The 12,528-nt window shown below is 65.7% G+C and carries 8 protein-coding genes; 5 read left to right on the top strand and 3 right to left on the bottom strand.

The window, feature by feature from the left end:
- Window positions 1–38 precede the first annotated feature (38 nt).
- On the top strand, window positions 39–611 hold the full coding sequence (locus PO883_RS23725; RefSeq protein WP_289311944.1) for a HupE/UreJ family protein: 573 nt from the start codon (window positions 39–41) through the stop codon (window positions 609–611).
- Here the strand turns inward: PO883_RS23725 and PO883_RS23720 are convergent.
- Window positions 608–1,324 (bottom strand): hypothetical protein, encoded by a 717-nt coding sequence (locus PO883_RS23720; RefSeq protein ID WP_289311943.1) that lies wholly within the window; start codon window positions 1,322–1,324, stop codon window positions 608–610. The two genes, PO883_RS23725 and PO883_RS23720, sit on opposite strands and share 4 nt — an antisense overlap.
- Window positions 1,325–1,923: 599 nt before the next feature.
- Between PO883_RS23720 and kaiC the strand changes: the two genes are divergently transcribed.
- The 4 genes from kaiC (at window position 1,924) to PO883_RS23700 (ending at window position 6,972) form a co-directional block, all read left to right on the top strand.
- The gene (gene kaiC, locus PO883_RS23715; RefSeq protein WP_289311942.1) at window positions 1,924–3,669 is read left to right on the top strand and encodes a circadian clock protein KaiC; all 1,746 of its coding nucleotides are present in this window, start codon (window positions 1,924–1,926) and stop codon (window positions 3,667–3,669) included.
- Window positions 3,666–3,959, top strand: coding sequence for a circadian clock KaiB family protein (locus PO883_RS23710; RefSeq protein WP_289311941.1), 294 nt, complete (start codon window positions 3,666–3,668; stop codon window positions 3,957–3,959). The genes kaiC and PO883_RS23710 overlap by 4 nt, the downstream gene beginning before the upstream one ends.
- Window positions 3,956–6,706 (top strand): EAL domain-containing protein, encoded by a 2,751-nt coding sequence (locus PO883_RS23705; protein ID WP_289311940.1) that lies wholly within the window; start codon window positions 3,956–3,958, stop codon window positions 6,704–6,706. The genes PO883_RS23710 and PO883_RS23705 overlap by 4 nt, the downstream gene beginning before the upstream one ends.
- A 65-nt stretch (window positions 6,707–6,771) precedes the next feature.
- Window positions 6,772–6,972 carry a hypothetical protein gene (locus PO883_RS23700; RefSeq protein WP_289311939.1) on the top strand — a complete coding sequence of 67 codons (201 nt, stop codon included), beginning with the start codon at window positions 6,772–6,774 and terminating at the stop codon, window positions 6,970–6,972.
- A gap of 24 nt (window positions 6,973–6,996) precedes the next feature.
- On the opposite strand, the gene PO883_RS23695 is transcribed toward PO883_RS23700, so the two are convergent.
- Window positions 6,997–8,817 carry an ATP-binding protein gene (locus PO883_RS23695; RefSeq protein WP_289311938.1) on the bottom strand — a complete coding sequence of 607 codons (1,821 nt, stop codon included), beginning with the start codon at window positions 8,815–8,817 and terminating at the stop codon, window positions 6,997–6,999.
- A 155-nt stretch (window positions 8,818–8,972) separates the two neighbouring features.
- A partial coding sequence (locus tag PO883_RS23690) for a pectinesterase family protein (RefSeq protein WP_289311937.1) occupies window positions 8,973–12,528 on the bottom strand: 3,556 nt, incomplete at its 5' end.

Raw genomic sequence — 12,528 nt, 5'->3', positions numbered from 1 at the left:
CCAGGCCATTTATTCTTTCTTCTATCTGGGAGCTTCACATGCAATCGACATTCATCCGTACCCTGGCGCTGGCGCCCTTGTTTTACTGCGGCGCGGCGTTGGCCCATCCCGGCCATGACGGCGGCTTGCTGGCCGGCCTGGCGCACCCGTTCTCGGGCCTGGACCACATGCTGGCCGCCGTCGCCGTCGGCATCTGGGCCGCGCAGCTGGGCGGGCGCGCCAGGTGGCTGCTGCCAATGAGCTTCATCGCCTTGCTCGCCGCCGGCGGCATGATGGGCATGGCGGGCGTGGGCATCGCCGCACTGGAAAGCGCGATTATCGCTTCGGTGCTGGTGCTTGGCCTGTCGATCGCCTTCAAGGTCAAGCTGATGCCGGCGGCCGGCGCTTTGCTGGTCGGCGCGTTTGCGGTCGTTCACGGCCTGGCGCATGGCGCCGAAATGCCGGCGTCGGGCAGCGCCGGCTTGTATTTCATGGGTATCCTGGGCTCGAGCGCCGTGCTGCTGGCCGCTGGCATGCTGGGCGGCGCGGTACTGCGCCGGCAGCAGGCATGGCTGCGTGGCGCCGGCGCGCTGATCGCACTCGGTGGCGTCTGGATCGGCGCCGCTTTTTAAGCCGCCTGCGGTTCCGCTGTGCTCATGCCCAGGGCCAGCGGGCCGCGCGCGCACAGGGCAATGTCCCAGTGTTGCGTTTCCAGGTTTGGAAACAGGGCGGCGCCGGCCAGGAAGATGCGGCTGGTCGCTTTCCACAGCGGGACCGGAATGTCGGCATCCATGCCGGCCAGTGCCCACGCGGCGCGCAGGATGTGCGGACCGTGCACCGACATGGCCACGCTCACCCGCAGGCCGCCATGGCGGTGCGGCGCCGTCAGCTCCCGCAGCAGATAGCCGCGCGCGCAAGGCCGTTCAAGCAGTTGCACCAGATCGGCCAGCGCAATCAGCGCGCCGTTGCCGAGCACCGCCGCATCGCTGCTTCTCTCATAACTGATCGCTGAAAAGGCCTGCGCGCCAGCGTCGCCACACAGCGGCACGAACTGCAGGGGATAGACCGCCGTGTCGCTCAGGTAGCGGCGCGCGTCGGCGGCGCCGTGCAGGGATCGCACCCCGTCCAGCGCGCGGCCGGCGCAGTTGAACAGGGCGGCCACGCGCGGGCAGGGCAGGTTGTTCTCGTGCAGCGCGGTGTGGAACGCGATCCGGTCGGGCGCACAGGCGCGCTGCCGCACTGGCGTGCGCGCGGCTGGCATGGCGTGCAAGATCCGCTGCACCATGCCGTGCGCCTGCGTGAACACGCTTTTGTGCGCGTCGATGGTGTCGCTGAGATAGGACATGGCGTTCCCCTTGCTGTGCGCTTGCGATCTGTGGAAATTGTGGAGCTACAATATTTCTTTAGATCAAGGTAACGCGAACAATCTGCAAGGAGTATGAGCGAAGCCAAGGTTTGCGTTGCCAGTGCGAAAAACCCACAGCGCACCATCCATCAGCCACGAATGGGAAATGTCGACGTGACTTGATATTAACAAGCGCTATGGTGTTTTGGTATGTTCATCGACACTTGGTAACATTACCGGAGCACGCGCGAGATTATGTCGGTAATGGTGCGCTCATTACCGGCGCCACTGCCGGATTTTCATAACGCGACAGCGTGCGCGCCGCGCGTCCGCCTTTAAAACGGGCTGTTGTGGCGGCGGTTGTACAAAGCGCCGCAAATCAATCGTTAAGGCACCTTCCGATTTCTTTCATGCTATAGTTTATTTGCAATGTGTGTCCGAAAGCTGGCATGGCATGCCGCAAAGTGTCCTCCGGATTCCAGGCTGATTGGAACGAAAGCAATTTGTCATTTGAATTGATGAGTTGATATTGCGATGGCCTCACATGACGATCGTCGGCAGTGTGGCAGAGATGCATTTCTCAAAGGAGAAAGCCAGCCATGACGCACACGCCAGTTTCGCCACCGCAGGCAGATTCCTGCAAGGCGCGCTCCGGTATTACCGGGCTCGATGAGATGACCGGCGGCGGCTTGCCGCGCGGGCGCACGACCCTGCTGGCTGGCGGCCCCGGGTCCGGCAAGACCGTGGTGGCGCTGCAATTCCTGGTCAATGGCGCCCGCCGGTGCAAGGAGCCGGGAATCTTTGTCGCCTTCGAGGAATCGGCGCAACGCATCGCGGCCAATGCGCAAGGCTTTGGCTGGGGAATCGATGAACTACAGAAAAACAATCAGCTTTACTTCCTGGATGCCCAGCCCGCGCCCGACCTGGTCTTGTCCGGCAATTTCGACTTAAGCGGCATGCTGGCGGTGCTCGACGGGCAGGTCAAGGCATTGAAGGCCAAACGGGTCGTCGTCGATGCGCTCGATATCGTGCTGGCGCTGCTGCCCGATCCCCCGTCGAAGCGGCGCGAGATTTACCGGCTGCACGACTGGCTGCTGTCGAATGGCTTGACCGCCATTATCACGGCCAAGGCCGGCGGCGATGCGGCCGGCGCGATTGTCGAGCAGTCGCTCGGTTTCATGCAGTTCATGGTCGACTGTTCGATTCTCCTCAACCATGGCGTGGTGCTTGGCGTGTCGCAGCGCAATATCCGGATTCAGAAATACCGCGGCGCGGTGTTCGACGAGAATGAATCGCCCTTCTTGATCAGCAAGAATGGCTTCGACGTTGCCGTCGCCCGCACCCTGGGCCGGATCGATACGCTGGTCTCCAGCGAGCGCGTGTCGAGCGGCGTGGAGCGGCTCGACACCATGCTCGGTGGCGGCTATTACCGTGGCGCCAGCGTCCTGATCACCGGTTTCCCCGGCACCGCCAAGACCACCCTGAGCGGCGCCTTCGCCGAAGCGGCCTGCCAGCGCGGCGAACGCACGATGTTCGTCAGCTTCGATTCCGACGGTTCCGAAGTCGTGCGCAACCTCAGTTCGGTGGGCATCAAGCTTGCCCGCTTCGTCGAGAGCGGCGTGCTGCGCATGATTTCGGCGCGCACCATCACCGGCAGCGCCGAAACCTACCTGGGGCGCATCAAGGCGCTGGCCGACGAACACCAGGCGCGCTGCCTGGTCATCGATCCGGTCTCGACCCTGTCGAAGTCGGGTAACGAGCTGACCGCGCACAACGTCGCCGAACGCCTGATCGACTGGTCCAAGGGGGCCGGCACCACGCTCGTCTGCACCAGCCTGCTCGACGGAATGGCGACCCAGAGCGAGGGCGGCTCGCCGCTCCAGATATCGACCCTGGCCGATACCTGGATTCACCTGAACTACCTGGTCCAGGGCGGCGAGCGCAATCGCGGCATGTCGATCATCAAGTCGCGCGGCACCTCCCACTCGAACCAGGTACGCGAGCTGATCCTGAGCGACAAGGGCGTGACCCTGGCCGATACCTATACGGCCGGCGGCGAAGTCCTGATGGGCACGATGCGCTGGGAAAAGGAGAGCGCGGAGCGGGTGGCCGCCGAAGTGGCCGAGGCCGCCGCCAGGCTCAAGAAAGTCCGGCTCGACGCCGAGGAAGCCGAGCTGGAAGTGCGGGTCAAGTCCTTGCAGGCCGAACTGATCGCCAAGCAGGCCGAGAACGCCTTGCTCGCCAGAACGACCGAGAGCCGGGCGCGCGAGCTCACCCGCGGGCGCAGCGAGATGGCCGAACTGCGCGGGGCCGATGCCGCCGATCCGCGACCCGGTGCAGCATGAGCAAGCGCACGCCCACGTTCATCTTTCGCCTCTACGTGGCGGGCGAGGCCCAGAATTCGGTGCTGGCGCGGGCCAACCTGCGTGCCCTGTGCGAAACCTATCTGCCCGGGCAGCACGAAATCGAGGTGCTGGACGTGTTTCGCGAACCCAAGCGGGCGCTGGAGGATGGCATCTTCATGACCCCGACCCTGCTCAAGCTCGCTCCCGGCAGCGTGCGCCGCATCGTCGGCACGCTCAGCCAGACCGAGGCGGTCTTGCTGGCCCTCGGGCTGGAAGAGCGCATGCCATGAACAGCGGCCTGGAAAAGGAAACCGAGACGCGCTACGCCGAGGTGGGCCTCCTGATCGCCGCGCTGCATGCCAACGTGGCGCGCCTGGAGGAATTGACGGGCGGTGAAATCGATACCATCACCGACCACCAGGGCCAGCCCTTCCTGCTGCGCCGCGCCCAGGCGCAACTGCGCCTGAACGATGCCAGCCGGCTCGATGCGATCCTCAATTCGCTGCCGGCCTGCATTGCGATCCTGGACGCCGATGGCGCCGTGATGTCGGTCAACCAGGCGTGGGCCGCGTATGACACCTCGCTGGCCCTGGCCGCCGCCGGTCCGGGCCATGCGATCGGCACCAACGTCCTTGCGCAATGCGCGCTGGCCGGCGGCGACGGCGCCGCTCAGGCGCGCCAGGTGGCGCACGGCATCGGCCAGGTGCTGAGCGGCGCCAGCCGCCACTGGTCCTTCGAATTGGCGTGCAGGCCGGGAGGGGTGGCGTCATGGCTGCTGCTGACCGTTACGCCCCTGGCCGACAAGAATCTGCACGGCGTGGTCGTGATGTACATGGATATCAGCGAGCGCAAGCGGGGTGAGGACGAGTTGCGCCGTTTTCGTACGGCAATGGATTGCACCGATGATGCGATTTTCCTGGTCAATTGCCGCACCACGCGCTTTGTCGAACTGAACGCCGCGGCCAGTGCCATGCTCGGCTATTCGCGCGAAGAATTGCTGGGCATGGGGCCGTGCGACATCAGCGCCGAGTCGACCTGGCCCGAGATGGCGGCGCTGTACCAGCGGCTCATGGACAACAGCGGCAGCAGCCTGTCGGATGAGATGGCGCTGATCCGCAAGGATGGCTCGCAGGTGCAGGTCGAGTTTCACCGGCAAGCGTTGAAGTCGGGCCCGGACTGGATCATCGTGGCCGTGGTGCGCGATATCAGCGAGCGCAAGGAAGCGGCCTTGCGCCTGCAGTACCAGGCCCATCACGATGGACTGACCGGCTTGCCGAACCGCGCGCTGTTCTACGATAGCCTGACCCGCACGCTGCACCAGGCCACCCAGCATGACTGGATGGTGGCGGTGCTGTTTATCGATCTCGACAACTTCAAGACCGTCAACGATACCCTCGGCCATGGGGTGGGCGACGACCTGCTGGTCCAGTTCGCCAGTCGCCTGCTTGGATGCGTGCGCGCGCGCGACACGGTCGGGCGCCTGGGCGGCGACGAATTCGGCGTGATCCTGGTGATGCAGGATGAATTGAACGATGCCGCCAGCGTGGCCGGCAAGATCCGCGACGTGCTGCGCGCCCCCTTCGTGCTGGGCCAGCACGAACTGAACGTGACGGCCAGTATCGGCATTACCATGCACCCGCTGGACGCCTCCCTGCCCGACGAACTGATCAAGTACGCCGACACCGCGATGTACCGCGCCAAACAGGCCGGACGCGATACCTTCCGCTTTTTCACGGCCCAGATGAATGTCGAAGTGCTGGCCCGGCTCGAGCTGGAGAAAGCCTTGCGCAGGGCGTTCGAGAATGGCGAATTCGTCCTGCATTACCAGCCCAAGGTCGCGCTCGACAGCGGCTGCGTGGCCGGCCTGGAAGCCTTGCTGCGCTGGGAACGGCCCGGCTATGGCCTGGTCGCGCCGGATGTGTTCATCGGTTCGCTTGAAGAAACCGGGCTCATCTTGAAGGTAGGCAGCTGGGTCATCGACCAGGCTTGCCGCCAGATCGGTCAATGGCTGCGCTCGTCCGTGGGGGCGCTGCAAGTGTCGGTCAATGTGGCGGGCCGCCAGTTGGCCGAGGGCGACGTCGATGGCGATGTCATCGCCGCGCTCGAATGCCACGGGGTGCCGCCCGAGCTGCTCGAGCTGGAATTGACGGAAAGTTCCCTGATGCTCAACACGGAACGCACGATCAAGACGCTCAAGGATTTGAAACGGCGCGGGGTACAGGTGTCGATCGATGACTTCGGCACCGGATATTCGAGCCTGGCCTACCTGCGCCGCTTCCCCATCGACAAACTGAAAATCGACATCGCCTTTATCCGCGAAGTGACCAGCAATCCGGATGATGCCGCCATCGTGCAGGCGATCCTGGGCATGGCCCGCAGCCTCAAACTGCAGGTTATCGCCGAAGGCGTCGAGACGGCCGCCCAACTGGCCTTTTTGAAACGCAATCGCTGCGACCAGGTGCAGGGCTATTTCTTCAGCCGGCCGCTGGCGCTGCCGGAACTGGAGGCGCTGCTGCGCGAGGACCGCCAGATGCAGCTGCCCGCGCCGGTCACGCCGTCCTACCGCAAGACCTTGCTGCTGGTCGACGACGACACGCACGTGCTTTCCTCCTTGCGGCGCTTGCTGCGCGACGACGGCTACCATATCCTGTGCGCGGGTTCGGCCGCCGAAGGGTTCGACCTGCTGGCGCAGCACTGCGTGCAAGTGATTATCTGCGACCAGCGCATGCCGGACATGAGCGGCACGGAATTCTTCGACCGGGTCAAGGAAATGTACCAGGACAGTTTTCGGATTGTGCTGTCCGGCTACACCGACCTGGACTCCATCATGAAGGCCGTGAACAAGGGGGCGATTTACCGTTTTTATACCAAGCCATGGGACAACGCAGTGTTGCGCGCGGACTTGCGCGAGGCATTTCGCCACTACGGCCTGTTGCATAACCTTCAAGCGGGCGACGACAAGCGCGCTTGCCCGACAACTGGGCGGCTGTCGGAGGCTGCCGCCCAGCTGTCGGGAGCGGAGAGCCCTCCGGCGTGAGCGGCGGCCCGCGTGCGTGCGCCATACAAGAACCGACGGTCTTGCTCAATCAGCGCAGGCGATCCATGCCATGCCAGCCAGGATGGCGCCGCTTGGCCGCCATCGCGGCGCTCAAGGGCGTGCTTGCCGGTGCGCTGTGCGGGTGCAGCGCCGGCGCCCATGCCGCGGGCGCGCTCACGCTGTATGCCCTGGAGTGGGCTCCGTACCGGTTCAGGGATGCGGCGCCGGGCGCGCCGCTGCCGCAACGGCGCCGCCAGAGCCTGTAGCGGCCGGCGCTGCGGACGGGTGCCTCAGGCCACGCTGGCGCCTTGCGCCATGGACATCGCGCTCATGTCGGCCGCGCGCATGTCCGCCGCCGGCAGTTCGATGGTGAAGCGGCTGCCCTTGCCCACGCCCTCGCTGTAGGCCATCACGCTGCCGCCGTGCAGTTCCACCAGTTTGCGCACCAGCGCCAGGCCCAGTCCCAGGCCGCCGGTGGTCCGGTCCGGCGTGCGCCGGCCTTGCGAAAAGAGCTCGAAGACGCGCGGCAGCAGTTCCGGCTCGATGCCGTTGCCGTTGTCGCTCACCTCGATGCTGATGCGCTCGCCGTCGCGCGCCAGCGTCACCCTGATCGCCGATTGCGGCGGCGAGTACTTGGCGGCGTTGACCAGCAGGTTGGTCAGCACCTGGATCAGGCGCGTGGCGTCGCCGCGCACCCAGTATTCTTCCTCGCCGCAGACGGTGTCGAACTGGTGCCCGCCCTTGTGCATGCTGCCCATGGTTTGCTCGACGGCGGCGGCCAGGATGGCGCGCAGCGATACCGGTTTCTTTTCCAGCGTGATCAGGCCGCGCGTCACCCTTGAGACGTCCAGCAAATCGTTGACCAGGTGGTTCATATGGTCGACCTGGCGCGAAATGATGTCGCCCGCCTGGCGCATCTGCTCGGGCGAGATATTGGGCATCCTGAGCAGATGGGCGGCGGTGCTGATCGGCGCCATGGGATTGCGCAATTCGTGGCCGAGCATGGCGAGGAATTCATCCTTGGAGCGGTTCTGGCCCTCGGCGATTTCGCGCGCCTGCTGCGCTTCGGACAGCAGCCGTTCGCGCTCGGCCGAGGCGCTGGCCAGCAGGTGGGCGCCGAGGTACACGTTCTGGTCGAGCCGGTCGACTTCGGCAATGCCGGAATACTGGGGCAGCCGGGTCGGCCCGCCCACCATCGCCCGCGCCGCGTCGCCGGTGCGGGCAATCGCCTTGGTCACGCGCGCGCTGAACAGCAGGGCGGCGGCGCCGGCCAGCAGCAGGGCGATCAGCAAGCCCGACACCGAATACAGCACCGTGCGCCGCGCGGTGCCGTCGATGGTGGCGCGCGGCGAGGACATGGCCACCCACCAGCCCGACACGGTGGACGCGGTCAGCATCGCGTAGCGCCCGTCCGGCGCCTTGACCAGGCCGTTTTCGCGCAGGCGGATGGCGACCAGCACCGGCGGCGGCGCCAGGCTGCCCACGGCCGCGTGCTTGCCGTTGCTGGCCAGCAGGCGGCCGTTGCGGTCGTACACGGCGAAGTGGTTGCCCTCGGCATCGGGCGCGGGCAGGGCGCGCATCAGGTCGTCGGCGTCAAAGCCGTAGCCGAGCACGTAGCGCACGCCATTCTCGAGGAACACCGGGTAGTTGACTTCGACCACGTAGGTGTCGGGCAGTTTGCCTGGCAGCAGGTCGGAGATGGCATACGCCGAGCTGGAGAGCATGTGCTCGATGCGCGCGCGCTGACTGGCGCGGGTATCGGGCAGGTGGGTGTCGGGCGCGACGGCGGTATCGACCAGCAACTGCCCGGCATCGTCGTACAGTTCGATGTAGGCGCCTTCGTTGCCGGCCATGGTGCGCGCCTTCATGCCGAACTGGGCCAGTTGGCCCGATTCCAGCTTGTGCGAGCTGCTCAGCCCGCGGATGAGGCCGATGGCCTGGTGCCACTGGCTGTCGACCGCGATCGAGGTGGCGCGCGCCGCCAGTTTCATGGAGAGGACGGCGGCGTCGCGCTCGGCCTGGATCAGGCGGCTCAGCGGCACGGTCGAAAACAGGATCACCGGCGCCAGCGCCGCCACGATCATCATCGCAAGGAAGGACCGAATCTTCATGTTGACTCTTTCGGGAGAACATTTCAGCGAGCGAACCCGCTTAGGCGTTGCATCCCATCAAGCTTAGCATGTCTTGACCGTCAACATTCCTATTAGTATTTACCCGTTGTTGGATGGCGGGGTAACGCCACTTGACGCGGCGTTCCCCATGCGTTCTATGGATTCCAGCCGAGTCCGCTATTCCATGCGGAAAACACCTTGGCGCGGGTGTCAAACCCGGCAGCCACCTCCTCGTCGCTCAGCAGGTAGGCGCCGCTGCGCGCCGCCAGGTTCAAGGGCGCGCCTTGCAGGTCGGTGCTGCCATGCTCGCGCCAGCCCGACCCGGCACCCGGCAGGAGCGGGTTGGGTGCCGGCTGGCCGTTCACGCCCAGGCCCGCCCAGCCGGCCGGGGCGACGTGCGCATCCATCTTGCAGTTGATGAAGGCGAGATTGTCCCAGCTGGCCGTGCCGCCGGGGCTGCGCGCGAGCCAGGTGGCGCCATTGGGGATGTCGCCGTGCAAGGGGCCGGGTCCGGGACCGTGGGTCAGGCTGCTGTTGAGGAAAACGAAACCTTTGTCGGCGGCGTTCGGCACGCGCGCTTGCAGCACGTAGCCGCCACCGGTTGCGCTGGTGCTGTCGCCCACGCTGCGGATCTCGCTTTCCTCGAACAGGGCGGCGCGCGCGCTGCCCCAGATGAAGTCGACGTTGCCCGCCACCAGCGAACGGTAAAACCAGGCGTAGCCCTTGAGGTTCAGGGTGTCCTGCTCGCTGAAGAAGCTGGCGTTGGTGGCCACCAGGCGGCCATCGCTGTTGAAGTAGAGCGCTTCGGCCTGGGATGACATGGCGGGCGAGCGCAGGGTGGTGTTGTTCAGGGTCAGGGTGTCGAGCGTGACCATGTCGGCCGCTTCCACCAGCAGCACGGAGCGCCCGCCCAGCGGGGCGCCGCTGGCGCCCGGCGCTTCGCTCGCCCCGGTGCCGGGGTTGAGCGTATCGTAGTTGGTGTAGTGGATCACGACGCCGTCGCGGCTTTCGCCCTTGATCGTGAGCTTATCCTTGCCGTGCAGGTAGAGCAATTCTTCGTAGCTGCCGTTGCGCACGCTGATCGTCACCGGCTCGGCCTTGGCGAAGGCGGCGCTGGCGTGGTTGATCGCGCCCTGCACGGTGCGGAAATCGGCCGGGCCGTCGTCGTCCACGCTCAGGCTGGCGCTGGCGGGCGCGGCGGCCTTGGTCGCAAAGCTCCAGCCGCCCGCCTTGCCGATGCCGCGAAACGGCATGCCGCCCAGGGTGGCGCCATTGAATACGCCGTCGGCAATGGCCACGTAGTAGGCGGTGCCGTAAGCGAGGCGGTTGTTGTGCGGCTTGATGGTCACCGTGCTGCCGTTGACGTGCAGCGGCAGGTAGCGCACGCGGCGCAGCCGGTCTTGCCCGGCGTGGCCGATGGCGTCGACTTCGTCGGCCAGGCGGATCACGTCGACCAGCGCATCGTCGCTCTTGCGGAAGATGCGGATGGTGCCACCCGTGCCCAGGGTCGGCGGGTTGTCGAAGGTCAGGGTCAGCCCACTGTCGATGGCTTCATCGATGGAACCGGCCGCCGGCAAGCTGGCGCCGTCCAGCCGGTAGGTCTGGGTCGGCTGCACGAAGCCCGGCGCGATGGTGGCGCTGATGCTGCGCGTCAGGCTTGGATCGGCGCCGCTGGTGACCACGATCTTGGCGCTGCCGGCCGCCAGCGGGGTCAGCGTGACGCTGGCGCCATCGATGCTCATGCTCACGCTCACGCTCACCACGCCCGGCCGGCTCGACTCCACCGTGAAGGTGTCCAGGCTGCCGTCGCCTTTTTTCGCGCCCACGTTGACAATCAACGGCGCGTCGCCCGCTTCGGCCGTGTAGGCCAGCGGATGCGGGTTCAGGGTCAGCTGTACCGGTTTCATCCGCGGATCGCCCACCCGCACATCATCGATCTGGAACGATTTGTTGGTCGTGTACAGGCCGATCAGGCCGCGCGCGGCGAAGCTGGCATCGGTCACCGAACCGAGATTCTCGCCATCGAGATACAGGGTCATGGCGCTGCCGATCATCTCGAAACGTACGGTGTAAAACTGCGCATCCATGGCGATGGCGCGCTTGGCTTGTTTGATCTTGCTAAAGCTATTGCCTAGCATGCGGGCGATGTCGACCTGCGTGCTGCTGGTGGCATTCTGCACGTTCAAGCCCGCGCCGTACCAGTTGGCCGGATCGACGTAGCGCGTGATCAGGTACAGCTGCTTGTTGCCGGTGGTGCTGTTGGCCAGCGGGCGGATGCGCGCTTCCACAAAATAGTCGCCCGATGGCACGCCCTTGAACGCGTCCGGCTTGACCAGCGCCAAGATGCCGCCGGTGCTGGTGGCCGTGTACTGCAGCACCTTGTTGGTGGTGCCGGAGGCGTCCAGCTGCACGCTGAAGGCGCCGTTCGGGCCGGTCAGCGGCAGCAGGTTCCAGCGCGCGCTCGATCCATCCTGGAAGTCGTCGCAGAAATACAGGCCGCTGGCGGGGCAGGACAGGGTCGGCACGGTGTCGGTGCTGGTGTCGCCGCTGCCCGTGATGCTGGTGCTCAGCTTGCCGCCGCCGGCTTGCGCCAGGGCGTTGGCCTTGACCAGCGCTACCGGCCGTGGCGTGAAGGCGTAGGGCGCGCTCCAGGCGGACGGCGCCACCGCGCATGCCGGCAGCGCCGCGCCGTTCAGCAGCGAGCCCTTGTCGCTGAAGGCGCCGCCGCTGCCGCTGGGCGAGGACACGATATCGGCACAGCTGCTGGCGCCCGCGATAGCAAAGACGTTGTTATTCGACAGGATTTTGGCGCTCTGGCCAACGCCCACGCTATACATATGGGGATAAATCGGCGCCGACTTGCTGCCGGTGTAGTAGTTGTTGAACAGATGGACCATCCCGAAGCGCACCCGTGGCGAGCGCTGGGTGACGTCGGCGAACACATTGTTGCTGAAAGTGACGCGCAATTTGCCTTCGTCGGTGGTGGCGGTGTCGCTCGATCCGATCAGGTTGTTCTTGTTGTGCTGGCCAAAATGGTTGTACGACACCGTGACGAAATCGGACGCGTTGCTGATGTCGAGCGTGCCGTCATGGCATTGCTTGTGCTTGCCGTTTTCGATGGCTTGCAAATCGTCGGTCAGCGGGGCGTCGGTAAAGCTGTTGTGGTCGACCCAGATGTGGTGCGAATTGGACATGCCGATCGCGTCGTAGGCCGAGTTCCAGTTGCCGCTGGCGCCGTCGAGCGGGTCCCAGATGGGGCCGGCGTCGCAAGGGTTCATGATCTTCAGGTTGCGGATGATCACCTGCTCGACGTTCTGCAGCGCGATGTGGCCGTTGACGATGCCGGCATTGGCGCCGGCGCCGATCAGGGTGGTGTTGCTGCCGAGGCGGATGGCGCCGCGCGCGGCCTGGTCGCCGGTACTGACGTAGGGCACGCCGCCGCTCATGTCGATGACGCCGCTCAGCTTGATGATCTTGCTGATGTTGCCGCCGTTGCGCAGGGCGGCCAGCAACTGGGCGCGGTCGCCCACGGTGTAAATCTGTTCGGGGACGGCGTTGGCGCCGCCCACGGTGCCGCCGGACTGGCTGGCCCAGCCGTCGGCGGGAGCGCCCTGGCGCGCGGGGTCAAAGGCGGCGCCGGCCTGGCTACAGGCGGCCGCCATCAGCAGGGCGGCGCCGATGGCGGCGGCCCTGACAGGTGCTTCATTCATC

This window comes from Massilia sp. DJPM01 (assembly GCF_030348125.1).
Lineage (GTDB): Bacteria > Pseudomonadota > Gammaproteobacteria > Burkholderiales > Burkholderiaceae_D > Telluria_A > Telluria_A frigida.
Note: the sequence above shows the minus strand (reverse complement) of the source record. Positions and strands in the feature narration are given on the sequence as shown.